The sequence below is a fragment of the Cupriavidus sp. USMAA2-4 genome, assembly GCF_001854305.1.
Lineage (GTDB): Bacteria > Pseudomonadota > Gammaproteobacteria > Burkholderiales > Burkholderiaceae > Cupriavidus > Cupriavidus malaysiensis.
Map to the genome: position 1 here is coordinate 22,645 of NZ_CP017750.1, position 24,404 is coordinate 47,048.

The 24,404-nt window shown below is 60.0% G+C and carries 22 protein-coding genes; 14 read left to right on the forward strand and 8 right to left on the reverse strand.

Translation table 11 applies throughout. The annotated features are described in order from the left end of the window. Nucleotides 1-46 precede the first annotated feature (46 nt). Both BKK79_RS39725 and BKK79_RS36265 read right to left on the reverse strand, forming a co-directional pair. The gene (locus BKK79_RS39725; protein ID WP_004635327.1) at nt 47-454 is read right to left on the reverse strand and encodes a hypothetical protein; all 408 of its coding nucleotides are present in this window, start codon (nt 452-454) and stop codon (nt 47-49) included. Between the two features lie 107 nt (nt 455-561). After that, nucleotides 562-1,020, reverse strand: a complete 459-nt coding sequence (locus BKK79_RS36265) for an MgtC/SapB family protein (protein WP_004635330.1) — start codon at nt 1,018-1,020, stop codon at nt 562-564. Nucleotides 1,021-1,269: 249 nt separating this feature from the next. Here BKK79_RS36265 and czcN point away from each other — a divergent pair, with 249 nt between their 5' ends. The 9 genes from czcN to czcE all read left to right on the forward strand — a co-directional run bounded on the left by czcN (nt 1,270) and on the right by czcE (nt 12,327). After that, complete coding sequence (gene czcN / locus BKK79_RS36270; protein WP_020206397.1) at nt 1,270-1,920, forward strand: heavy metal efflux RND transporter CzcN; 651 nt, start codon at nt 1,270-1,272, stop codon at nt 1,918-1,920. A 314-nt stretch (nt 1,921-2,234) separates the two neighbouring features. Beyond that, nucleotides 2,235-2,582, forward strand: coding sequence for a CDF family cobalt-zinc-cadmium transporter CzcI (gene czcI / locus BKK79_RS40880; protein ID WP_137924345.1), 348 nt, complete (start codon nt 2,235-2,237; stop codon nt 2,580-2,582). A 75-nt stretch (nt 2,583-2,657) separates the two neighbouring features. Continuing rightward, complete coding sequence (gene czcC, locus BKK79_RS36285) at nt 2,658-3,914, forward strand: heavy metal efflux RND transporter CzcC (RefSeq protein WP_004635338.1); 1,257 nt, start codon at nt 2,658-2,660, stop codon at nt 3,912-3,914. Between the two features lie 17 nt (nt 3,915-3,931). Next, nucleotides 3,932-5,494 (forward strand): heavy metal efflux RND transporter CzcB, encoded by a 1,563-nt coding sequence (gene czcB, locus BKK79_RS36290; RefSeq protein WP_004635340.1) that lies wholly within the window; start codon nt 3,932-3,934, stop codon nt 5,492-5,494. A gap of 16 nt (nt 5,495-5,510) precedes the next feature. Continuing rightward, on the forward strand, nt 5,511-8,702 hold the full coding sequence (czcA, locus tag BKK79_RS36295) for a heavy metal efflux RND transporter CzcA (RefSeq protein ID WP_004635342.1): 3,192 nt from the start codon (nt 5,511-5,513) through the stop codon (nt 8,700-8,702). Nucleotides 8,703-8,752: 50 nt separating this feature from the next. Further along, nucleotides 8,753-9,703: a cation diffusion facilitator family transporter gene (locus tag BKK79_RS36300; protein WP_004635344.1), complete on the forward strand. Its 951-nt coding sequence runs from the start codon at nt 8,753-8,755 to the stop codon at nt 9,701-9,703. 1 nt (nt 9,704) lies between these two features. Further along, nucleotides 9,705-10,382 (forward strand): heavy metal homeostasis two-component system response regulator CzcR, encoded by a 678-nt coding sequence (gene czcR / locus BKK79_RS36305; RefSeq protein ID WP_008646724.1) that lies wholly within the window; start codon nt 9,705-9,707, stop codon nt 10,380-10,382. Between the two features lie 4 nt (nt 10,383-10,386). Further along, complete coding sequence (gene czcS / locus BKK79_RS36310; protein ID WP_011229349.1) at nt 10,387-11,817, forward strand: sensor histidine kinase CzcS; 1,431 nt, start codon at nt 10,387-10,389, stop codon at nt 11,815-11,817. 108 nt (nt 11,818-11,925) lie between these two features. Next, nucleotides 11,926-12,327, forward strand: coding sequence for a copper-binding periplasmic protein CzcE (gene czcE, locus BKK79_RS36315; RefSeq protein WP_011514820.1), 402 nt, complete (start codon nt 11,926-11,928; stop codon nt 12,325-12,327). 298 nt (nt 12,328-12,625) lie between these two features. Here the strand turns inward: czcE and BKK79_RS36320 are convergent, their stop codons facing one another. Further along, on the reverse strand, nt 12,626-12,904 hold the full coding sequence (locus BKK79_RS36320; protein ID WP_008646716.1) for a hypothetical protein: 279 nt from the start codon (nt 12,902-12,904) through the stop codon (nt 12,626-12,628). A 175-nt stretch (nt 12,905-13,079) separates the two neighbouring features. Between BKK79_RS36320 and tnpA the strand changes: the two genes are divergently transcribed. The 3 genes from tnpA (at nt 13,080) to tnpC (ending at nt 15,375) form a co-directional block, all read left to right on the forward strand. Beyond that, a complete protein-coding gene (gene tnpA / locus BKK79_RS36325; RefSeq protein ID WP_004633552.1) occupies nt 13,080-13,451 on the forward strand; it encodes an IS66-like element accessory protein TnpA in 372 nt (123 codons plus the stop codon). Nucleotides 13,452-13,492: 41 nt separating this feature from the next. Beyond that, nucleotides 13,493-13,783: an IS66 family insertion sequence element accessory protein TnpB gene (tnpB, locus tag BKK79_RS36330; protein ID WP_004633551.1), complete on the forward strand. Its 291-nt coding sequence runs from the start codon at nt 13,493-13,495 to the stop codon at nt 13,781-13,783. 62 nt (nt 13,784-13,845) lie between these two features. Next, nucleotides 13,846-15,375 carry an IS66 family transposase gene (gene tnpC, locus BKK79_RS36335; RefSeq protein ID WP_009238807.1) on the forward strand — a complete coding sequence of 510 codons (1,530 nt, stop codon included), beginning with the start codon at nt 13,846-13,848 and terminating at the stop codon, nt 15,373-15,375. Between the two features lie 122 nt (nt 15,376-15,497). On the opposite strand, the gene BKK79_RS36340 is transcribed toward tnpC, so the two are convergent. After that, the gene (locus BKK79_RS36340) at nt 15,498-16,565 is read right to left on the reverse strand and encodes a porin (RefSeq protein WP_011229350.1); all 1,068 of its coding nucleotides are present in this window, start codon (nt 16,563-16,565) and stop codon (nt 15,498-15,500) included. 296 nt (nt 16,566-16,861) lie between these two features. On the opposite strand from BKK79_RS36340, the gene flgB reads away from it, so the two are divergent. Both flgB and BKK79_RS36350 read left to right on the forward strand, forming a co-directional pair. Then, nucleotides 16,862-17,284 carry a flagellar basal body rod protein FlgB gene (gene flgB / locus BKK79_RS36345; RefSeq protein ID WP_008650726.1) on the forward strand — a complete coding sequence of 141 codons (423 nt, stop codon included), beginning with the start codon at nt 16,862-16,864 and terminating at the stop codon, nt 17,282-17,284. 499 nt (nt 17,285-17,783) lie between these two features. Then, nucleotides 17,784-20,273: a heavy metal translocating P-type ATPase gene (locus BKK79_RS36350; protein ID WP_011514822.1), complete on the forward strand. Its 2,490-nt coding sequence runs from the start codon at nt 17,784-17,786 to the stop codon at nt 20,271-20,273. Between the two features lie 57 nt (nt 20,274-20,330). Here the strand turns inward: BKK79_RS36350 and BKK79_RS39730 are convergent, their stop codons facing one another. The 4 genes from BKK79_RS39730 to BKK79_RS36360 all read right to left on the reverse strand — a co-directional run bounded on the left by BKK79_RS39730 (nt 20,331) and on the right by BKK79_RS36360 (nt 23,971). Then, nucleotides 20,331-20,633 (reverse strand): zinc ribbon domain-containing protein, encoded by a 303-nt coding sequence (locus BKK79_RS39730; RefSeq protein WP_008650724.1) that lies wholly within the window; start codon nt 20,631-20,633, stop codon nt 20,331-20,333. Nucleotides 20,634-20,865: 232 nt separating this feature from the next. After that, the gene (locus tag BKK79_RS36355; protein WP_008650723.1) at nt 20,866-21,987 is read right to left on the reverse strand and encodes a glycosyltransferase family 2 protein; all 1,122 of its coding nucleotides are present in this window, start codon (nt 21,985-21,987) and stop codon (nt 20,866-20,868) included. Continuing rightward, nucleotides 21,984-22,367 carry a GtrA family protein gene (locus tag BKK79_RS39735; protein ID WP_008650722.1) on the reverse strand — a complete coding sequence of 128 codons (384 nt, stop codon included), beginning with the start codon at nt 22,365-22,367 and terminating at the stop codon, nt 21,984-21,986. Before BKK79_RS39735 ends, BKK79_RS36355 begins: the two co-directional genes overlap by 4 nt. Further along, nucleotides 22,364-23,971, reverse strand: coding sequence for a glycosyltransferase family 39 protein (locus tag BKK79_RS36360; protein ID WP_008650720.1), 1,608 nt, complete (start codon nt 23,969-23,971; stop codon nt 22,364-22,366). The genes BKK79_RS39735 and BKK79_RS36360 overlap by 4 nt, the downstream gene beginning before the upstream one ends. Nucleotides 23,972-24,404: the final 433 nt, after the last annotated feature.

Consider the following 24,404-nt stretch of genomic DNA (forward strand, 5'->3'; position numbering starts at 1 on the left):
CGGCTGGCCAATGCCCCTGGGGACAGCAGTGGTCCTCTTCCATGCCTTAGCGTGCAATATTTTCCGTTTTCTGAAGTGACCCCTTCTTTACGGAGTCCCGCGTATACCAGTCGTTCTTCTCGACAACCGGCTCTTTGCGATAGTGCCGCATGACCCGAAGAAAGCACTCGAGAGGCTGTTCTTCTTTCGTAACCATCGGGCCTAACGTCGTCGGAGACAATTGCACGTTCCGGCTAATTCGAGAAACATCGTCTATTTTGCAGAAAGCGGCCGCTAACCGATCGAGCGGGGGAGTATCCGAAGGTCTTGCGAGCGCCGAGGCAATTTCTTCCATGTGCGCCGGGCTGCAAGGAAACTCATGTCGATCGGACAGTGCGCTCACTTTGGCTTGCAGAGCCGGGTTCGTGCCCTCGTGAAGGTACGCAAACAGGTTGTAATCCAGGTAAATTCTCATGCGATGGAGTTTGCGTATTGTTAAGCGCGCTCATACGTTTGGGAAATGCTGGCCGAACCTGAAGTTGGCGCATTCGCGCTGCACGTGGCTTGGGAGCAGTGGGAGTCTTACTTCTTCGACATTTGAAGGATTCTGAGCACGATGAGTGCGAAGGCAGTCGCGACGATGGCCGTCACCGCATGGCCCATGCCGGCGGCCACGCCGATCGCGGCAGCAATCCAGATGCTCGCGGCAGTTGTGAGCCCCCTGACGTGTGTCTCATTGTCCGGCTTCAGGATCGCCCCTGCACAAAGGAATCCGATGCCTGACGTGAGACCCTGAAGCACGCGGCTCATGTCGGCAAGCTGCACGCCCGCCTGGAGGGGAACCACGACAAAAACGCATGCCCCCAGCGCGACGAGCATGTGAGTGCGCACGCCTGCGGATTTTCCCGAGCTCTCCCGCTCGTACCCCAGCAAGCCCCCCAAAACGATAGAGACGGTCATTCGAACGACGGCACGTACTGCCTCGGCAGCATTAGCGAGATCGGAGAATTCCGAGCTCAATGTGCGGATGATGTCGTTCATTGCGGAGCGTCTCTGGGTGTGTCCTGAAAATGGCCAAGACAGTCTATGTCGCAGAAGATGACTGTCAGATTGCCGAGCTATGACACAACCGGATTCGCTGGCCCGGGGGCAAGATTAACAACGTATTACATTTCGGCAATAAAGCCTGACAACGGAAGGGCAACCTTAGAATGCCGGCCATTAGTGCTCGTTTTCGCGCCAGTGTGTCCACTCGAAGTGCGCGACATTCTCCTCCAGCCCCCGAACCGCATGACCGATTCTTCAATCTCCCCGTCCCAACCCGCTGGTCTCTCGAGGGCGCTGGACAATTTCCTGACACGCCACCGCATCGGCGTTTGGCGTGTTGTCGTAACGTTTGTCCTGGCAAGTCTGGTCTTTGGCCATTCTCGCTGGGACGGTACCTGGGTGTCGCCGCTGCTGCTGACGCTGGGGATGTTGGGGGTGAGCCTGGCCACGGTCGGGCGGCTCTGGTGCGCGTTGTACATTTCCGGGCGCAAGAACAATACCTTGGTGACCTCGGGTCCATATTCACTGTGTCGCCATCCGCTCTATGTCTGCAACTTGCTAGGCATTATCGGACTAGGGGCGATGACCGAGTCGCTGGCGGTTACCGCAGTCCTGGCGCTCGCATTTGCGCTGATGTACCCGGCTGTCATCCGGACGGAAGACCGCTTTCTGGCTTCCGCCTTCCCGGAATTCGCCGAATACGCACGCCGTACACCAGCGTTCTTTCCCCGTCTGTCGCTGTATAGGGGGGAGTCGACATGGACGGTCCATGTGTCTTCCTTTCAACGCAATATTGCGGACTCGGTCTGGTTTCTCGGCCTGTCGGTGGTCGTGGAGTCGTTTGATTTGTTCCATGACGCCGGCGTCCTCCGGGCGGTCGTGACGCTTGCCTGATGCGGGCAACTCCGCATACACGTACAGCCATGCACTACGCTCACGTCTCCGATTCTGTTGTCGAGAGCATGCTCGTGATGCTGGTCGGCCTGATCGTCCTGTATGTGGGGTTCGCTGTCTATTTGCGGTGGAAGCATGGGCCCGCCCCCAAGCGTAAGACTGATGAGGGGCGAAAGCGGCACCCCAAAACGAGCAGGCGAAAGCGATAATCGTAATCTGCTCTTAATGCTGGTGATCGAGGATTCATGTAAACTTCGGCGACGGCCCAGCCGTTAGTACTTCAACCCCAAGCCCCCCGCACAGTCTCCCAAGGAATGCGACGTTTCGTTCTGATCTTCGTGCTGCTCATTTTGCCGTTCCAGTTTTCCTGGGCGGCAGCGGCACGCTATTGTCAGCACGAGAAAGCCACGGCCACTTGGCACCTTGGGCACCACGAGCATCGTCATCAGCAGCCGGAAGGTAAAACGGATGCCGAGAAAAAGCCATTCGTGGATACAGACTGCGGGGTATGCCATCTGGTCTCCCTCCCGTTCGTCTATGGACAGACGCAGGACGTGTTGATAGCGAATCGGGTAGAAGTGACCGATACTCAACATGCGTCCGAGTTCTCGTCTCTGAATGCCAGGGCTCCCGACCGTCCTCAGTGGCAGCGTCTCGCTTGATCGGCGAGACGACGACTCTTTTTCTCCTTTCGTCTCTCGCCGAATTCTCCTGGTCACATACCTTGGTGCAATTCGATGCGAAGACTATTTCTGCCGCTCGGGCTGGCGGTAGCATTTCTCAGCCCAAACTTTGCCGTAGCGCAATCTGACACCGGCACGTCCATGGTGCCCGTCTTCCCAAGGGAAGCGGCGGGACCGTTGACCCTCGAGGCCGCGTTGTCGCTGGCGGCAGGAAGCAATTTCAACCTGTCCGCCGCCGCCAAGGAACTCGATTCCACAGAAGGTGGGATCATGCAGGCCCGGGTTATTCCGAACCCGGAACTCCAGACGCTGGTCGAGGACACGCGGAAATCCACCCGTACATCCACCGCCCAGATGAATATCCCCATCGAACTGGGCGGCAAGCGCTCGGCTCGTATCAATGCCGCGGAAAGGACGCGCGAACTGGCGCAGGCAACGCTGGCTGGCGTTCGCGGTGACATTCGGGCGCAGGTAATCGAGAGCTTTTTTTCCGTCTTGATCGCACAGGAACGCGTCAAGCTGGCAACTGGCTCCGCGGATATCGCTGCGAGGGGCGCGCAAGCCGCTTCACGCCGCGTCGCGGCCGGCAAGATCTCCCCGGTTGACGAAACTAAGGCACGTGTCGAACAGGCCAACGCCGAACTTGAATTGGCCGAAGCAACGGCGAGCCTGCAGTCCGCCCGTCAGGCGTTGACGGCGTTGTGGGGCAATGCATCGCCGCAGTTTACCGAAGCACAGGGCAATCTGGACGCGCTGCCATCCAGGCCGGCGCCTGAACTCCTTCTGAAGGAGCTGGAAAACTCACCGCTGGTGGCCGCAAGCCGCGCTGAACTTGACCGCCGCCAGGCATTGGTGGGCGTTGAGCGCAGCCGCCAGTATCCGGATCTGACAGTCAGTCTGGGTGCCAAGCGAGATACAGAAGCCAACCGCAACATGGCGGTGATCGGTGTGGCGATCCCGTTGCCGATTTTTGACCGGAATCAGGGCAACTTGTATTCGGCCATTCGCCAGGCGGACAAGGCCCAGGATGAATATCTGGCCAATCGCATCAGCCTGACCCGAAATCTCCTGATGGCATCGAACCAGCTGTCGGTATCGCGCGCCTCGGCACAAACGCTGAAGCAGACCGTCTTGCCAGGCGCCGAGCAAGCCTTCAACGCGGCGACCATTGGCTTCGAGGCCGGCAAGTTCAATTATCTGGACGTCCTGGATGCCCAGCGCACGCTGTTCCAGGCACGCATCCGCTATCTCGGCGTGCTTGGACAAACCTATCAGGCGGCGACCACGATCGATCGCATTCTGGGACGTTAAGACGGGATTCATAAAACATGGCTATTTCGAACAAACAAAAGGCTGCCATTGCGGCCATCGTACTGGTGGGCGGCGTCGCGACTGGTGGCGTTCTGCTGAGCGGGCGCTCTGCGCCGGAAGAGCAGGGTGGGCACTCGGAATCCAAGGGGCATGGCGACACCGAGCACCATGGCAAGCAGGCGGCGGAAGCCGACCACAAGGATGACAAGTCACACGGCGACGGCGAGCATCACGAGGTCAAGAAGGGCCCCAATGGTGGCGCGCTCTTTTCGCGTGATGGCTATGACGTCGAAATTGGCACGGCCGAATCCAAGGGCGAGGCCCGTATTCGGCTCTGGGTTAGCAAGTCTGGGAAGGCGGTGGCAAATGGCGTGGCAGCGACAGGCCAGCTCGTGCGGGCTACGGGCGAGTCTCAAGCGCTCAAGTTCGTGGTGTCTGGCGACGCGCTGGAAAGCCAACAGCCAGTTGCCGAGCCCCATGTCTTTGACGTGACCGCAAATGTGACCTTGCCCGGTTCGTCTTCGCCACTCGCCGTGCGGCTCTCGAAAGAGGAAGGCAAGATTGAGTTGACAGCGGACCAGCTGGCCAAGACAGGGGTAGTGGTTCAAACCGCGGGCTCGGCAAAGGTCCAGGCTGGCGTCCAGTTCCCCGGCGAAATCCGTTTCAACGAAGACAAGACAGCCCACGTGGTGCCGCGACTGGCTGGCGTCGTAGAGAGCGTTCCGGCCAATATTGGGCAACAGGTTAAGAAGGGACAGGTTCTCGCGGTCATCGCGAGCACCGGACTTTCTGACCAGCGCAGCGAACTGCTCGCAGCACAGAAACGTCTGGATCTGGCGCGTGTCACTTATGACCGCGAGAAGAAGCTCTGGGAACAGAAGATCTCTGCGGAGCAAGATTATCTGAGCGCCCGCAACGCGCTGCAGGAAGCGCAGATCAGTGTCCAGAACGCGCAGCAGAAGCTGACCGCCATTGGCGCCAGCAACAGCTCGACGGCACTCAATCGCTACGAGCTGCGCGCACCGTTCGACGGCATGATCGTTGAAAAGCATATCTCGCTTGGGGAAGCGGTGGCGGACAACGCCAACGTGTTCACGCTGTCGGATCTGTCGTCCGTCTGGGCCGAGTTCGTGGTGTCTGCCAAGGATGTCGAGCGGGTGCGCATCGGCGAAAAGGCGTCGATCAATTCGGCATCGTCCGATGTGAAGGCAGATGGCACCGTTTCATACGTGGGTTCGCTGCTGGGCGAGCAGACGCGGACGGCGAAGGCCCGCGTAACATTGACCAATCCACAGATGGCTTGGCGACCGGGTCTCTTCGTCACGGTCGACGTATTCGGTGCTGATGTCGAGGTGCCCGTTGCGGTGAAGACCGAGGCCGTCCAGGACGTCAATGGCGAGAGCGTAGTCTTTGTCGCGGTTCAAGGTGGATTCGTGCCGCAGCCGGTGAAGGTCGGCCGGACAAACGGCAAGGTCATCGAGATTGTCGAGGGCCTGAAGCCGGGCGCACGTTACGCCGCCGCCAACAGTTTTGTTCTGAAGGCCGAACTTGGCAAATCCAGCGCCGAACACGGCCATTGATACGGGGGAAACAGCAATGTTTGAACGTATCATTAGTTTCGCCATCCAGCAGCGATGGCTGGTCCTGCTCGCCGTGTTTGGAATGGCCGGGTTAGGGATTTTCAGCTACAACCGACTACCGATCGACGCGGTCCCTGACATTACCAACGTTCAGGTTCAGGTCAATACCTCGGCACCAGGCTATTCACCGCTCGAAACCGAACAGCGTGTTACGTATCCGATCGAGGTCGTGATGGCCGGCCTGCCGGGACTCGAACAGACGCGTTCCCTGTCCCGCTATGGCTTGTCGCAGGTGACGGTCATCTTCAAGGATGGCACGGACGTCTATTTCGCGCGCCAACTCGTCAACCAGCGCATCCAGGAAGCCAAGGACAATCTGCCTGAAGGCGTTGTGCCGGCGATGGGGCCTATTTCGACCGGCCTCGGGGAGATCTATCTATGGACCGTTGAAGCCGAAGAGGGTGCTCGCAAAGCTGACGGGACTGCCTATACGCCGACAGATTTGCGCGAAATCCAGGATTGGGTGGTACGGCCGCAACTGCGTAACGTGCCCGGTGTCACCGAGATCAATACTATCGGTGGTTTCAACAAGCAGTACCTGGTCGCGCCGAGTCTTGAACGGCTAGCGTCGTACGGGCTGACGCTGACCGACGTCGTCAATGCGCTGAACAAGAACAACGACAACGTGGGTGCGGGCTACATCGAGCGTAGGGGCGAGCAGTATCTGGTTCGTGCGCCGGGTCAGGTTGCGTCCGAAGACGACATCCGCAACATTATTGTCGGTACAGCGCAGGGGCAGCCGATCCGCATTCGCGACATCGGGGATGTGGAGATTGGCAAGGAACTGCGTACCGGTGCGGCAACCGAGAATGGCAAGGAAGTTGTGCTGGGCACGGTATTCATGCTCATCGGCGAAAACAGCCGGGCTGTGTCAAAAGCGGTCGATGAAAAGGTCGCTTCCATTAACCGTACGATGCCGGAAGGTGTGAAGATCGTAACGGTATACGACCGGACACGTCTGGTCGACAAGGCCATTGCGACCGTCAAGAAGAACCTTCTTGAAGGCGCGGTGCTCGTCATCGTAATTCTGTTCCTTTTCCTGGGTAACATCCGCGCGGCGCTGATTACCGCGACGATCATTCCGCTGGCGATGTTGTTCACCTTCACGGGGATGGTGAACTACAAGATCAGTGCGAACCTGATGAGCTTGGGCGCGCTCGACTTCGGCATCATCATCGATGGCGCGGTGGTGATTGTCGAAAACTGTGTGAGGCGACTGGCGCATGCGCAGGAACACCATGGCCGGCCATTGACGCGCTCCGAGCGGTTCCATGAGGTGTTTGCCGCAGCGAAGGAGGCGCGTCGCCCACTGATCTTCGGTCAGCTCATCATTATGATCGTCTACCTGCCGATCTTTGCGCTGACGGGGGTGGAAGGCAAGATGTTCCACCCGATGGCGTTCACGGTCGTCCTGGCGCTGCTGGGCGCGATGATTCTGTCCGTGACGTTCGTTCCGGCTGCGGTCGCCTTGTTCATCGGCGAACGGGTGGCCGAGAAAGAAAATCGTCTCATGCTCTGGGCGAAGCGTCGCTACGAGCCGCTGCTGGAAAAGTCGCTCGCGAACACGGCCGTTGTATTGACGTTTGCCGCGGTGTCAATTGTTCTGTGCGTGGCCATTGCGGCCCGCCTGGGCAGCGAGTTCATCCCCAATCTGAACGAAGGCGACATTGCCATCCAGGCGCTGCGCATTCCTGGCACGAGCCTGTCGCAGTCCGTGGAGATGCAGAAGACGATCGAGACGACCCTCAAGGCAAAATTCCCCGAAATCGAGCGCGTGTTTGCGCGGACAGGTACGGCGGAGATTGCATCCGATCCGATGCCGCCGAATATTTCGGATGGCTACATCATGCTCAAGCCTGAGAAGGATTGGCCAGAGCCGAAGAAAACACATGCCGAACTGCTGTCCGCCATCCAGGAGGAAGCCGGCAAGATCCCCGGGAACAACTACGAGTTCTCCCAACCGATCCAGCTGCGGTTCAACGAGCTGATCTCCGGGGTCCGCTCGGACGTCGCAGTCAAGATCTTCGGCGATGACAACAACGTGCTCAGCGAGACGGCGAAGAAGGTATCGGCCGTGCTGCAGGGCATCCCCGGCGCGCAGGAGGTGAAGGTAGAACAGACCACCGGCTTGCCGATGCTGACGGTCAAGATCGATCGGGAGAAGGCGGCGCGATACGGGCTTAACATGAGCGACGTGCAAGACGCGGTGGCAACGGGCGTCGGAGGCCGTGATTCCGGAACCTTCTTCCAGGGCGATCGTCGTTTCGATATCGTGGTCCGCCTGCCCGAAGCTGTGCGCGGCGAGGTCGAGGCTCTGCGCCGATTGCCGATTCCGTTGCCAAAAGGAGTGGACGCGAGAACGACGTTTATCCCATTGAGCGAGGTGGCGACGCTGGAAATGGCGCCCGGCCCGAACCAGATCTCGCGCGAGAACGGCAAGCGCCGCATCGTGATCAGTGCCAACGTTCGTGGACGTGATATTGGTTCATTCGTGCCCGAGGCGGAAGCGGCTATCCAAAGCCAGGTCAAGATCCCGGCTGGCTACTGGATGACATGGGGTGGCACCTTTGAGCAACTGCAGTCCGCCACCACCCGCCTGCAGGTGGTAGTGCCGGTGGCGCTGTTGCTGGTCTTCGTACTGTTGTTTGCGATGTTCAACAACATCAAGGATGGCTTGCTAGTCTTCACGGGCATTCCCTTTGCGCTGACTGGCGGGATTCTTGCCCTGTGGATACGCGGCATTCCGATGTCCATTACTGCAGCGGTGGGCTTCATCGCGCTGTGCGGGGTGGCGGTGCTCAATGGTCTGGTGATGCTGTCGTTTATCCGATCGCTGCGCGAAGAAGGGCATTCCCTCGACAGCGCGGTCCGAGTTGGCGCCCTGACGCGACTGCGTCCGGTGCTGATGACGGCCCTGGTGGCATCCCTGGGTTTCGTGCCGATGGCCATCGCCACCGGTACGGGCGCTGAGGTGCAACGTCCCCTCGCAACGGTGGTAATCGGTGGCATCTTGTCGTCCACGGCGCTGACCCTACTGGTGTTGCCGGTGCTCTATCGACTTGCTCACCGCAAGGATGAGGACGCGGAAGATACTCGCGAGCCAGTCACTCAGACGCATCAACCGGATCAAGGCCGCCAGCCTGCATGACGTAAATCCTTGGGCGGTCATCGTACCGCCCAATTTTTATAGGAGTTTCTATGGGCGCAGGTCACTCACACGACCATCCCGGTGGCAACGAGCGATCGCTCAAGATCGCCCTTGCGCTGACCGGTACGTTCCTGATTGCCGAAGTGGTCGGTGGTGTCATGACGAAGAGCCTGGCGTTGATCTCCGACGCCGCGCACATGCTCACGGACACCGTCGCACTGGCCATCGCACTGGCTGCTATTGCGATCGCCAAGCGACCCGCGGACAAGAAGCGGACATTTGGCTACTACCGTTTTGAGATTCTTGCCGCGGCCTTTAACGCATTGCTGCTGTTCGGTGTGGCTATCTACATCCTGTACGAAGCCTACCTGCGGCTGAAATCGCCACCTCAGATTGAGTCAACCGGCATGTTCGTCGTGGCTGTGCTGGGCCTGATCATCAATCTCATCAGCATGCGCATGCTGTCCTCCGGGCAAAGCAGCAGCCTGAACGTGAAGGGTGCTTATCTGGAAGTCTGGAGCGATCTGCTCGGGTCGGTTGGCGTCATCGCCGGTGCGATCATCATCCGCTTCACGGGCTGGGCGTGGGTCGACTCCGCCATTGCGGTGCTGATCGGCCTCTGGGTACTGCCTCGCACGTGGATCCTGCTGAAGTCGAGCCTGAATGTGCTGCTCGAAGGCGTACCCGATGACGTGGATCTGGCAGAGGTTGAGAAGCAAATTCTGGCGACGCCCGGGGTAAAAAGCTTCCATGACCTCCACATCTGGGCACTTACCAGCGGCAAGGCGAGCTTGACGGTTCATGTCGTGAATGACACGGCCGTCAACCCGGAAATGGAAGTGCTACCGGAATTGAAGCAGATGCTGGCTGACAAATTCGATATCACGCACGTGACCATTCAGTTCGAACTGGCACCATGCGAACAAGCGGATGCAGCTCAGCATTTCAATGCATCGCCAGCACTGGTCGGATCGAAGTCGCTTGCTGCAGGAGGAAACTAAGGTGCGGGTACTTGTTGTAGAAGACGAACCGCGTACTGCGGAGTATTTGCAGAAGGGATTGTCGGAGTCGGGTTTCGTGGTCGACATCGCGAACAATGGTGGCGATGGGCTCCACATGGCGGAAGAGACCGACTACGACGTCATCATCCTGGACGTCATGCTGCCAGGTATGGACGGGTGGACGGTCATCAAGTCCATTCGATCCAAGTCCGAGACACCCGTACTGTTTCTGACGGCGCTGGATGATGTGGCGGATCGTGTCAGAGGCTTCGAGTTGGGGGCAGACGATTACCTGGTCAAGCCCTTCGCCTTTGCCGAGCTCCTTGCCCGTATCCGGCGTTGCTTGCGCCAAAGCACCTCGAAGGAGTCCGAGCGATTGCGCATTGCCGATCTGGACATCGACGTGCTTGGAAGGCGGGTATTCCGGGGAACTACCCGCATTGAATTGACGAATCAGGAGTTCTCGCTGTTGCACCTGCTCATGCGCCGGAGAGGGGAGGTGCTGTCGCGAACCACGATCGCGTCCCAGGTCTGGGACGTCAACTTCGACACGGATACCAATGTCGTTGACGTCGCGATCCGGCGCCTGAGATCCAAGGTGGATGATCCCTTCGATCAAAAGCTGATCCATACCGTACGGGGAATGGGCTATGTCCTCGACCCAGAGCGCGGCCGGTGACGGAATGAGGCCCGGGACTTCGATAACCCCGCTGTCACTGACGAGGCGGCTTGGGCTCTTCTTTGCATTGGTACTGTCTATCGCGCTGGCCAGCATGGGCGCCTTTGCTTACTACTCGCTCGCCGCGCAACTCGAGGCCAGAGACGATGAGGTTGTAAAGGGAAAACTCGAACAGGTCGAGCATTTCTTGCGCGAGGTGGACGGGGTGCAGGGCGTCCCGGCGGCGCAGCATCGCTTCGATGATCTGGTGCGAGGTTACTCGGACCTCATCGTTCGCGTCACGGCGCTGGATGGCCGGCTTTTGTTTCGCACGGGCAACGATGCATTGCTGGAAGGCACTGACCAAGCGGCGGTCACGGGAAAGTCATCGCTCATGTTCCAGTCCGCCGATGCGGTGTTGGGGCGAGACGGTACGCGGGCGACGGTGTTCGTGGCGAAGTCTGGCGAGGACAGGAAGCAGGTGACTGCGCGATTCCGGACGACGCTCGTGCTTGGTACCACCGTCGGTGTGATATTGACGGCCCTGGTGGGGGCGGCCATTACGCGCCGTGAGCTGGAGCCGGCGCACGTACTTATCAAGCAGATCAACCGGATCAGTGTGGAACGGCTGAGCTACCGGGTGGACATGCCACCCAAGCCCACCGAAGTGCGTGATATCGCCTCTGCGTTCAATGCGATGCTGCAACGCCTCGAGGATGGTTATCAGAAGCTGTCGCGGTTCTCCGCCGATCTTGCCCATGATTTGCGCACGCCGCTTAACAACCTCATTGGACATGCCGAGGTCGCCTTGTCACGAGACCGCACCGGGCCCGAGTATGTCGCCTTGGTGGAGGAAAGCCTGGTCGAATACCAGCGACTTGCGAGGATGATCGATGCGATGTTGTTCCTCGCGCGAGCTGACAGTGCCAATGTGGCGCTCGAGTTGACGGAACTCCAGTTGAATGCAGAACTTCGCAAGTTGTCCGCCTACTTTTCGGTGCTTGCAGAGGAGCGAAGCGTCGTAATCAGGGTAAGCGGGGATGCCACCCTGGTCGCTGATGCCATTCTGTTCCAGCGTGCGATCAACAATGTTCTGTCAAATGCGGTCCGTCATGCGTGGCCGAATTCGATGATAGATCTGGTGGTGCGCCGCGAAGCGGCACATTGTTGCATCGACATCACGAACGTTGGAGACCCAATCCCGGAGCGGGAACTTTCCCTCATCTTTGATCGGTTCTTCCGTGGGGATAGGGCGAGATCCAACTCGTCACAGTCCACGGGGCTGGGCCTGGCCATCGTCCTGTCGATCATGGAGCTCCATGGCGGCGACGCGTCAGCCGTGAGCGGCTTGGATGGGAAGACACGCTTTACATTGCGCTTCCCGCTCAACGGTGCTGAAGCCTCAGCGCGGGTTTCGGTGGGTAGGCCGAGTCAGGACCGACCAGTCGTTGGGTAGAGTGGTGCAATGAGCCCGATTGCCTATTTGTAATCGCCGGGCAAGGCTGCAGCATGCGTACAATTTATACACTCGTTTTCATAGATCAACGAAGTCTCTAGAAAGGAGATGACTATGAAAACGAAGAAACACGCCTTGCTGTTTGCGGCGTTGCTGTTGGGTGGGATGTCGGCTTCGTATGCTTTGGAAATGACCGGGTTGAAACCGGGCGTGCCTGCGTCGACGGCGACGGCGCAGGCGATGGCGAAGCGTCACGCGACCTTGTATGGCGATCCAGCCGGCCAATCTCAGGCCAGTCGCATTATCGACGTGAAGCCAGGGATGCGGTATGTCAACGTGGACTCTGGCGAGACGGTGGCGTTTCGGGCCGGCGAGAAGATCGTCGCATGGACCTTCGCCCAGATGGTCAGGGATACGAGTGTGGACCTTGGCTTGTTGATGCCGGATCTGCCGGGTAGCGCTGGCGTGCGCGTCTATATTGATAGAAGCGACCTCTTCACAGGTGGCTGAACGTTGCTGAACCGGTGAACTACAGGCCCCGCACAATGCGGGGCCTTTTTCATCGTCATTGGCGTCGGTTCTGCCGCTTAGCAATACACGAGGCGATGGGAAGTTGTAGCACGCGCCACCGCATCATGAACGGCACCGGATTGACGCCGATGGAGGGAAAAAAAGCTTGCCCTCCGGGGAGGGCAAGCTTCGGAAGCTTTCGCCATCGGGATAAAGCGAAAGAGCACCAAGAGCCAAGCAACTGACGGGTGCCTGGCTCCCCCACAGAGGTCGGTCTGAGTTTCAGGGACGGCTTGCGTCAAATTCCGCGTGCGCCATCGGTGAACACATCACGCGGCCCAATACGCGAGCCGTCGGTAAATACGTCACGCTGGCCGAGGCGTGCTCCGTCGGTGAACACGTCGCGCTTGTCGATGCGTGCACCGCCGGCGTAAATGTCGTTGACTGCGGCGCGTCCGCCGTCGGTGTAGGGGTCGCGGGGACGGTGGATCTGGCCATCAGGGGTAGCAGCGATGGCGGAGCCGGCGGCAGCAATCGTGAGGGCAGCAGCAATCAGGGCAGTGTGAATCGTCTTCATGGAATCTCTCCGGAGTCAATGTTTGTGAGTCTCTAATCGCTCACCGTGTTCACAGTCTAGCTACCGGACCTGCTCCACTGAATTACCCGCGTATTACGTAAGCACCCGGTGAACCCGTCTTGAAGGGGACCCGCGTAGCAAGGAGCATCGTGTCCATCTAGTTCTAGGTGGACACGTGGACACTATCGAAGAGAGCGCGCCAATACGGCGCCGACGTCGGCATAGCGCCGAGTTCAAGGCCAAGGCAGTGCAGGAGTGCATGCAGCCGGGTGTTTCGATCGCGGCGATAGCCCTGCACCATCGCCTCAATGCGAATCTGCTGCGGCGCTGGGTCGCCGAGCAGGAAGCAAAGAATGGCGCGCCTGAGGACCGCGAGTTGATGAGGGTGCCGCAAGGCGAGTTCATCCCGTTGCGGATCGGCGAGCCGACCACTGCCGTGCCGGACATCCAGATCGAAGTCCGCCGTGGCGCGACGACGATCAGTCTTCGCTGGCCGGGATCGGCCGCAGCGCAGTGCGCCCAGTGGCTGCAAGGGTGGTTGCGTTGATTCGGGTGGACGCGATCTGGTTGGCCGTGGAGCCGCTGGACATGCGCGCCGGTACCGAAACGATCCTCGCGCGGGTCGTCAAGGTGTTCGGCGCGGCACGCCCCCACCACGCCTACCTGTTTGCCAATAAGAGTTCGACGCGCATGAAGGTGCTGGTCTACGACGGCTTCGGCATCTGGCTGGCCGCGCGGCGCCTCAACAAGGGGCGCTTCATCTGGACGAACGGCGACCAGGCGATCGCCACGGCGCTCAATCCCGAGCAATTGCGTGCGCTGGTGACGGGGCTGCCTTGGCAGACGCTCACCCACGACCACGCGATCACGGTCGTGTAATACCCCCAAAGCCGTAAACTGGCTTCCTTCCAGAGGACTTGGGGTTCTGGCAGACTCGCCGCATGAACCTACCCACCAACCTCGATGCCCTGAGCCCGGACGAACTGCGCACACTGGCTGCGCAGTTGATGGCCCAGGTCGGCGAGAAGGACCGGGAGTTGCGGTACCGGCAAGCCAAGATCGACCAGCTCACACACGAGCTGGCCATCCACAAGCGCTGGAAGTTCGGCAAGCGCAGCGAGCAACTGACATCTGAACAGGCGAGTCTGCTGGACGAAGCCATTGACGCAGACCTCGAGGCGATTGAGACCGAACTGGAAGCGCTCCTGCCGTCGTCCAAATCTGAAGCCAAGAGCAAGCCCAAGCGCCAGGCATTGCCGCCGCAGTTGCCGCGCACCGACATCCACCACGAGCCGGACGCAGAGACCTGCACCTGTGGGTGTGCGCTCAAGCGCATTGGCGAAGACATCAGCGAGAAGCTGGACTACACGCCGGGCACGTTCACCGTGGAGCGTCACATCCGCGGCAAATGGGTGTGCGATCAGTGTGAGACGCTGGTGCAGACGCCGGTGCCACCCCACGTCATCGACAAAGGCATCCCGACGGCCGGACTGCTGGCACATACGCTGGTGTCCAAGTTCGGCGACCACCTTCCCCTGTATCGGCAGGAGCGCATCTATGCGCGCGCCGGTCTGGCCATCCCGCAATCGACACTGGGCGCGTGGGTGGGCATCTGTGGCGTGCGTCTGCAACCGCTGGTGGACGCCCTGCAAGAAGAGGTTCTGAGCCACGGTGTTCTGCACGCCGACGAAACGCCAGTGCAGATGCTCGCGCCCGGCAATGGCAAGACGCACCGCGCCTACCTGTGGGCCTATGCGCCGAGCGAGTTCGAGAAGATGCGCGCGGTGATTTACCAGTTTGCGCCCAGCCGCAGCGGCGAGCACGCTCGCGCGTTCCTGGGGCAGTGGCAAGGCAAGCTGGTATGTGATGACTTCGCCGGCTACAAGGCCAGCTTCGACGGTGGCGTCACTGAGATCGGTTGCATGGCCCATTCGCGGCGCAAGTTCTTTGAACTGCACGACAAGCACAAGAGCGAATTGGCGGGCCAGGCACTGCGCTACATGGTGAGCTTGTACGAGATCGAGGCGCAAGTGCGGGATGCTGAGCCAGACCAGCGCCTGGCAGCGCGGCAACAAAGGGCTGGCCCGATTCTAGAGCGGCTGCACGCCTGGCTCGAGGAACAGCGACGCCGCGTCCCAGACGGCTCGGCGATCGCGCGGGCCATTGACTACAGCCTCAAGCGGTGGCCGGCTCTCGTGCGTTACCTCGACGACCCGACGGTGCCCATCGACAACAACCACGTCGAGCGACAGATCCGGCCGGTTGCCCTGGGTCGCTCCAATTGGTTGTTTGCAGGCTCACTGCGCGCCGGTCAACGCGCGGCTGCCGTCATGAGCCTGATCCAATCGGCCAAGCTCAACGGGCACGATCCCTACGCCTATCTGAAAGACGTCCTCACGCGACTGCCGACCCACAAGGCGGCCGACATCGCCGAACTGCTCCCGCATCGCTGGACGCCCAGCGCCACCTAGCTGGCAAGACGGGTTCACCGGGTGCTTACCGTATTACGATCCTGTCATAAAAAAATGCCTCCCGGTTGGGAGGCACAAACTCTCTTGAATTAACAAGAAAGTGTCGATTCTTTTGAGCTCGCTCAGAACTTGTGGCGTACGCCTACGACGACGCCGGTCTGATCCTTGCCAGGGACAACGTTGGTCGGGCTGCCGGTCGTCGAGTTGTAGCCGTTCATGCCCAGCTGCGAGTTGCCGCGGTTCAGTGCATAACCGACGTTCATATACACATCGGTACGCTTCGAGAAAGCGTAATCTGCCGAGGCAACGAACAGGAACGGGTCTGCGCCAGAATTGCGGCTGTCCGTGTAGTAGGCGGCGCCGGTCAGCGTCAGTGCGGGCGTCAGGCCATAGCGCAGGCCGGCCCAGTAAATGTTAGAACCGTTCGTCGGCAGCGCACCGACATTGCCGTTGTACCAGCGATAACCAATAAATGCCTTAGCCGGTCCGAAAGCGTAGCTCGCGCCAATTAGAGCGCGGCGGTCCTTGCGGTCGGCCGTGGCGACGGTGCTGCCCTGGATCTCGTCGTACACCGCGCCGACAGCGAGGGCGCCGGTTTCATACATGAGCGATACGCCCATGTTTCGATCGACCTTGTAGTTCCCCGGCACTTCGCCGCCGCCGGTGCGGCTAAAGCTGTAGAGGCCGGTGACCGTCAGGCCACTGAAGATGCCACGGTACTTGATAGCATTGTCAGCGCGACCCGCCAAGACGTCATCCATCTTGAAGAGCGAGTAGCGCGGCGCGAAGCCCATCGGGTCGAGTTGCAGCGTGGTGTCATACATTGGTGTCGTTTGACGACCCAACGTCAGTTGACCATATTTGCTACCCAATCCTACGAAGGCACTACGATCAAAAAGACGGGTGCTGTTGTTCTGTGCGCCGGTGTCGAACGAAATGCCGCTTTCCAATTCGAAGATGGCTTTCAGACCGCCGCCAAGGTCTTCGACGCCACGCAGGCCCCAACGCGACGTCGACATGTTGCCGGAGGTCATGCGAACCTGGTTCGAGCCACCGGGCGAAGCCGATGGGACGTTGCTCAGATACTCGATACCCGCGTCGGCCACACCATACAGCGTGACGCTCGATTGAGCGAATGCGGTTGTAGCGAACAGACCGAGGGATGCGACGGCAATGCGACTAATCTTCATGGATTCTCCTCATTAAGACCCGAAATTAATTTGGTGGGGGCGAGTATAGAAATCTGCAGATGACGGTCAGATTGCGAAGTAATTACGTGGGGTCACTTCGTCGCGTGATGACGACAAGGTGGAACGTACCGGGGTTATGTGGATTGACATGGCTTTCGCGCGGACGCGTCAACCTGTGTGCGCGCGAACATTGCGGGCCGGTAATGGGAAACTCACGAAAAGAGGTCGCTTCTCTCGAAGCAAGATCGACTGCCTTTGCAATACGCTGCGGGTTCCGATCTAGTTGGAGAGTAAGGATGGACACGCCATACGTCGCAAAATGGGCGCGTAGCGAAGACAGCGTTCATGAGCAAGCGCTGCGACTTCGCACACGGAGGTTCGAGCTGCTGTCTGCAAATATTGCAAATGCGGATACGCCGAACTACAAGGCGCGCGATATCGACTTCAGCGCCGAGTTGGATAGGGTGATGGGCAGTGGCCAGAATTTTGCGGGCATGACCATGACTTCGCCGCGACACATCGAGGCAAGCAAGCCCGCGCTGGAAGAGGATCTGATGTATCGCGTCCCCCTGCAGTCGAGTATGGACGGCAACACCGTGGAGATGGACGTCGAGCGTGTGGCGTTTGCAGAGAACGCGCTGCGGATGCGGTTCTCCATTCAAAAGACTGCCGACGAGTACAAGGACATGCTCAAGCTCTACCAGGACATGCGGCCCTAGCGGGGAAACCGCGACTACTGGCAGGGCGGCTTGGGTGCGGCGACAGCGCTGGACGCGTCTCTGGAAGACGGCTCCGGTGTGCTCGCTGCGGATTCCTGCTTCGACGGATGTTTGGCTGTGCGATGTCGCGGGTTGGCCGCCCAGGCAACCCGTTGGTCGCGGGAGGCGTATCCCGTGTCTGAATGTCCAATGGCGAGGGTGTGCCACTGGGTCGGCTTCTCGCTGAGTCGATCACCGGTCGCAGGAGCCGGCAAAGCGTAGGCCAGCAAGGCAGAGCATGCGACGGCGCTAATCATCTGTATGGTTCCTGGACGGATGACATGAGGATCCTGTCATCCGCAAGATAGTACGCTCAGATTGCGGGCACATTACCAACGCATTACGGCGGGGCATTGGGGCGCTGACTCGTTGAGCTTTGTTGTTGCAATGCGGGGCACACTAGTTGCTAATAGTGTGCAACGGCGTGAATGCCGATTCAGACTGACTGGAGCCCGCGACAATGACCGAAAAGCTGCGCCTGGACATTCCTGTCTTGCTTCCTGGCCTTCCCGATTCCTCTGATCCCTGTGTAGAACGGTTGCTGTCCGAACTGAGAGGGAAAGAGGGCGTCGAGGCGGCGCATATAAAAACTGCAAATGTTGATAGCGATTCACAGATATGTGTCCACTACGATCCCGCAGCGATTTCCCTTGCCCGCATCCGGGAGCTGGTGACAAGCACGGGTGCGGTGATTTCGTCGCGGTTTGGTCATGTGCTTTGGCAATTGAAGGGCGTCTGGCACGAACGACGAGCGCGAACCGTAGCTAGCCAACTGCGGGCCTTGCCCGGCGTCATCGAGGCCGAAGTCAGCGCCTCCGGCATAGCGCGCGTCGAATTCGACAACGATCGGATCTCCGCGGCAGGGATCGAGCAGGCCCTGTCAAAACGCGGGCTCGCGCCGGTTGAGATCGGTGCCCGGAAGAGCGGTCATGCAGACCATGAACACCGCGAAGGCGTCAAGGATCATGCACATGGGGAAGGCGAGGGGCATGAGGCCCACGCACACGGCAGCGTGTTTGGCCCGAATACTGAGCTAATCTTCTCCCTGATCTGTGGGGCCTTGCTTGGTCTCGGATTTGCCGTTGGTAAGCTGTTCGGCAGCCTGCCAGCATGGATTCCGGTTGCCTTCTTTGTCGGCGCGTATTTTTTTGGTGGTTTCTATACCGTTCGGGAAGCGATAGAGAACCTCCGGCTAAAGAAGTTCGAAATCGACACACTGATGCTGGTAGCCGCCGCAGGGGCGGCGGCGTTAGGCGCTTGGGCGGAAGGCGCGCTACTTCTCTTTTTGTTCAGTCTCGGCCACGGGCTCGAACACTACGCCATGGGGCGCGCCAAGCGGGCGATCGAAGCGTTGGCGGCGCTCGCACCGGCTACAGCAAGTGTGCGGCGTGAAGGCGAGGTACGAGAGGTCCCCGTCGAGGAATTGCAGGTGGGGGATGTGGTGGTGGTTCGGCCGAACGAACGCCTCCCCGCCGATGGTTTTCTGGTAAAGGGGGCTTCCGCAGTCAATCAAGCGCCGGTTACTGGCGAAAGCATCCCGGTCGACAAGCAGCCCGTGGATGACGCCGCCGCAGCCAGGAGGAAGCCCGATGCCGTAGGGGCCGTGTCCCGCGTGTTCGCCGGAACCATCAATGGCGCCGGCGCCATTGAAGTGGAAGTGACGCGCCTTTCCACGGACAGCGCCCTGGCGAAAGTCGTCAAGATGGTCAACGAGGCCGAAGCGCAAAAGTCACCGAGCCAGCGGTTCACTGAGAAGTTCGAACGGATCTTTGTTCCTGCAGTGCTTGTGCTGGCGGTATTGCTGCTGTTTGCAGGGCTAGTGATCAATGAGCCGTTCAGTGCGACCTTCTACCGCGCCATGGCGGTGCTGGTTGCCGCCAGCCCATGCGCGCTCGCCATCGCGACACCGAGCGCGGTGCTGTCGGGGGTAGCGCGCGCCGCTAGAGGGGGTGTACTGATCAAGGGCGGGGCGCCGCTCGAAAACCTGGGTTCACTGAAAGCCATTGCATTCGATAAGACGGGGACGCTGACGGAGGGGCGCCCCCGTATTACCGATGTGATGGTCGCCGAAGGAGTAGCTGAAGCGGAATTGTTGAGCGTAGCGGTCGCCGTGGAGTCGCTCAGCGACCACCCGTTGGCTGCGGCCATTGCCCGCGATGGCCGCAAGCGCCTGGAAGGCAGTTCCATCCCGGAAGCGTCTCATCTCCAAAGCTTGACCGGACGCGGGGTCACGGCGACGTTGTGCGGTAAGACCGTCTGGATTGGCAAGCCTGACATGTTCGGCGCCGACGGGATTGCACCGCTTAGCGAATCGATGGCGAGCGCAGTGCAGACGCTGCGCAGCACTGGCCGCACGACAATGATCGTCAGGCAGGGAGATCGGGACCTCGGCGCCATTGGGCTGATGGACACGCCGCGCGCCTCGGCGCGCGCTGCCCTCGAGGCACTGCGCAGGCTGGGTATCACACGCATGATCATGATCTCCGGCGATCACCAGCGCGCAGCCGAAGCCGTCGCCAAGGACGTAGGTATCGATGAAGCCTGGGGCGATCTGATGCCTGAGGACAAGGTCAAAGCCATCCAGACGTTGCGCGCGGAAGCCAAAGTGGCCATGGTCGGCGACGGCGTCAACGACGCGCCGGCAATGGCCAACGCCACGGTGGGCATCGCAATGGGTGCGGCAGGTTCAGATGTGGCACTGGAAACGGCGGATGTTGCGCTGATGGCCGACGACCTCCAACACCTGCCTTTTGTGGTCGGTTTAAGCCGACATACGCGGGCCATCATCCTTCAGAACGTGTATATCAGCCTCGGCGTCGTGGCGTTCCTTCTGCCAGCCACGATCCTCGGCCTCGGTATCGGGCCCGCCGTGGCCATGCATGAGGGGTCGACGCTGATCGTCGTGTTCAATGCGCTTCGACTGCTAGCCTATCGCGACAAATCCCCATGACGGGCCCCGGCCGCAATGATGGCGATGCCAGATGCGGCGGCAGCTATGGCCGCCGACTCATTTGGCGGCATTGCCGCAACTTCCACAGAACTTTGCGTCGCGTGGGAGTAAGGTGCCGCATCGACTGCACGGCGCCGGAGCCAGTGAACTGCCGCATTGCTGGCAGAAGCGCGCGCCCTGGGCGCTCACCGTGCCGCAGTTGGGGCAGTGGACGCCGGCGGGGCTTTGTGGTGGCAAAGGATTCCCATAGCCGTAGCTGCCGCCACCATCATGATGACCTCCTCGACGACCGTGCTCACTTCCGCCGCCGTGATGACCGCCGCTGTGACGGCCCATGAGCCTTTCCAAGAAACCCATCATTCCTCCTAAGTGGATGGATCGTCGCTGCGGCCCCGTGGTGTCGGGTGCTGCGACGACTTGCGCTGCTACGCGTCAGCCAATGCCTGTAGTAAATAGTCTGTAGTGACTACAGGGTCAATGGTCGGTGGATGCGAAGAACGGAATAAGTTGAATACGAGGCTCTTTCTTTCGAAAACGTCATGATCCCGATAGTTGCTGGCCATGTCGTGAGAGCGCATGGAAGGCGGGCTGTCTATCGGCTTGGCGCAAGGGTTTCCGTGAGGATGGCATCCCGCTGAGGAGCCTCGGGGAGGCCAGGAGCTTTGCCTTCCGGGCATCCGGGTGCGTGAAAGATTGCTGCAGGCGGGGTGCCACCCCGTGTCGCTGCGGCCACCTGCCCCGGCTCAGCGGTGGGGGTGCCGGGGCCGATCGGCGCCGTATAGCTTGCCACCAGATACACCGGCCGCCGCTTGACTTCATTGAACAGACGCCCAACATATTCCCCGAGCACGCCTAGGAAAACCAGTTGCAGGCCGCCCAGCAGAAGCAGGGCGGTCATCATGGATGGGTAGCCGTGTACGGGGTCGCCGTAGAGCAGCGTCTTGCCAACGATGAAGGCGGCCATGCCAAAGGCGGGAACGGCAACAAGCAGGCCGATCGAGGTTGCAAACTTGAGCGGCACGGTGGAAAAGGCAGTGATGCCATCCACGGCAAAACGCAACAGCTTGCGGTAGTTGAACTTGGTCGTCCCGGATGCCCGCGCGTCACGCCGATACAAGACGGCCGTCTGCCGGAATCCTATCCAGGCATACAGCCCCTTCATGAAGCGGTGCTGCTCCCGGAGTTGTCCGAGTGCGGCAACGGCACGACGGCTCATGACGCGGAAGTCGCCGGTGTCGGCCGGAATCTCCGTATCGCTGAGCTTGCCCATCAGGCGGTAAAACCAGTGCGCGGTGAACTTCTTGAGGAACGATTCGCCATCCCGGGAAGTGCGCGTGGCGTACACCACGTCGAACCCCTCGCGCCATTTCTCGATCAACGACGGAATCAGTTCGGGCGGATCCTGCAGATCGGCGTCGATGATCACAACGGCGTCGCCGCTTGCCACGTCGAGGCCCGCCGTTAGCGCGGCTTCCTTGCCGAAGTTGCGACTCAGCTCGACAATGCCGACGCGCGCTTCGGCCGCCTTGAGATTGTGTGCAACCGCCAGTGATCGATCGCGGCTGCCATCGTCCACGTAGATAATCTCGTAGTCCGATGCCAATCCATCCATCACGCGGAGAAGCCGAAAGTGAAACTGTGGCAGGACAGCTTCTTCATTGAAGAGCGGTACGACGACCGAGATCTTCTCTGGCAGCAGGCTGGCGGCATTCATCGCATCGCTCCATTCATGAACGTCCAATTTGCATGGAGTACGTAGTTGACCAACATGACGAAAATTGTCGAGAGGATTTGAGCAACCAGGTAGTGAAGCCCCAATGCTAGTCCAGCCCACATCAGAAGTGAGTTAAGAAAGAACGCCAGCGCGGAAACGAGAATGAACCGTCCGAAAGTGGCGCGTTGTGGTCGGACTGGTGTGAACACCCATCGGCTGCTGATGCAGTAGTGCGTCAGAAGGCCTGCAACACTGCCGGCGGCAGACGCCGGTAGCGCTGCAACCCCGAAACCGACCAGCGTGATCAGTGTTGCGTAGTGTGTAGCGGTTGCCGTCGCCCCCGCGCCCAGAAACCGTACAAATCGTGATGGGATGTTCATGGTTTTTGCACCAGAACGTTGACGCCATGTCGTCCGATCACAGTTGTGTTGCCGCCGAGCAGCGGTCTCAGTCGATGAAACGTCTCGTGCCGCATGACCGCGAGCTTGTGACCAGGGGTCAGCCATCGCTGCGCAAAAGCTTCTTCATTAGCAATCCACTTGTCGGGCTCGACCGAGAAGCCGAGATCCAGCTCGGATCTGGCCCCGACAATGATCGGTTCTCGTTCGGCGTAAAACGCCAGACCTCGGTCAATCTGGCCCACGTTGAACAGTTGTGTGTTGTCGCGGGACGCCGCCTTGGCTTCCAAGCCAAGTGGTTTGATGGAGAGGGACCCAAACGCCCGAGACGCCATCAAGCCAGCCTGAAGGCTGGCCAGCGTCGCCAGCGAAGCGACGGCAACCGCGCAGAGCCTGTGGCCGCGCAGGGCGATCCCAAAGGCCAGGAAGCCACCGATGACCAGAATGCCCATCGTGATGGCGCCCCAGGTATGCAATGAGGCCGGATTGCTGATATTGAGCTTCAGTACCGCATTCGACATTGTCGGATGCCATAGCAGCACGGCGATGGCAACGCCGAGCACAGGCATGGCAAGAAAGCTTGCCGCCAGTGTGGGGCGGGCTGCAGTCATGGATCTGTACGCGAGCAAGACGGCCACCGGTGGTAAGGCGGGCAGGATATAGAGCGGCAGCTTCGAGCGCGAAATCGAAAAGAAGGCAATGACAACGACTACCCACAGCGACAGAAACAGTCGTGCGTCGAAGCCAGGCGTTGCCTGTGCGCTGCGAGAGCGGAGTGCGATAGCACGGGGAATCAAGCCCATGAACGGCAGGACGCCTGCCGCACCAACGGCCAGGAAGAACCAGAATGGCTTGTCCCGCTCGTGAACCGAGGACGAGAATCTCGCGAAGTGTTCGTGGATGAAGAAGTAATTCAGAAATTCGGGGTTGCGCTGGGACACCACGACAAACCAAGGCATGGTGATGGCCACCGCAAGCAGGCTCCAGCGCCAGAATCTCGCGCTAAAAAATGCGGAAAATTGTCGAGTGACCGCCCCGTATAGCAGCAGCGTGATTCCTGGCAGTACCAGGGCAATCAGGCCTTTGGCAAGAAATGCCAGACCGACCAACAACCAGATCAGGGGGTATAAGCGAGGTTCCCGATTCTGGTAGGCCACGGCGAAAACGAGAGCGGCACTGCCGAGCAGTGCGCCGACACCAATGTCTGTTGTTGTCAGATTCGAGCCGAGAATCCAGAGGGGAGCGCCGATGAGCACCAGCGCTGAGGCGAGGCCTATGCGCGTGTCATAGAGCGATCGCGCCGCCCACCATGCGGCGAGTGCGCCCAGCAGTCCCACAAGCGCACTCCAGATCCTTGCTGTCCACTCGGACGGCCCGAAGAGCGTATAGGCGCTGGCGGTCGCCCAATACTGCAGGGGCGGCTTGTCGAAGAACTTGATGCCGTTCAACCGCGGCGTGACCCAATCGCCGGAGACGAACATCTCGCGCGGAACCTCGGCGTAACGACCCTCGTCGGGTTCATAGAGGGGACGCACGGATAGCGTGGACATCCAGAGGACCACCGTGAGTGCGATGGTCAAAGCCATGAAAATCTGTCGCTTCAAGAGACTGCCCGTCCAGGTGTGCGGTGGCCACTGCTACCGCGCTTGGTCAAATGCTCTCAGGGCGCAACGACATAGATGCCGGATGTGGTTCGTCGCCGTCGTGATGTTGGATCATGGAGCAGTTCACGCGGCGCCGCTTGACGCCCCACGAGCCGAGGATGCGATTCACGCGGGAGTCCGAAGGATGGCGACTTGGCCAGCAGAGAGCGAACAGCGGGATTCTAGGGCGCTCACCTGTCGGGGGGATTACGAGATGATGACGGCGCAGTCCGCCGTCGAGTGCTTTGCGGCAGAAGAAGTTGCCTGACGAAGCGTCAGCGTTAGCTCATGGTAACCCAAGTGCTTCGGAGAACGGGCGTCGGGTTCGATGCGTTGGTGCGTAACCATTCGGCAATGTCGCCGCAATGTTCTGCAT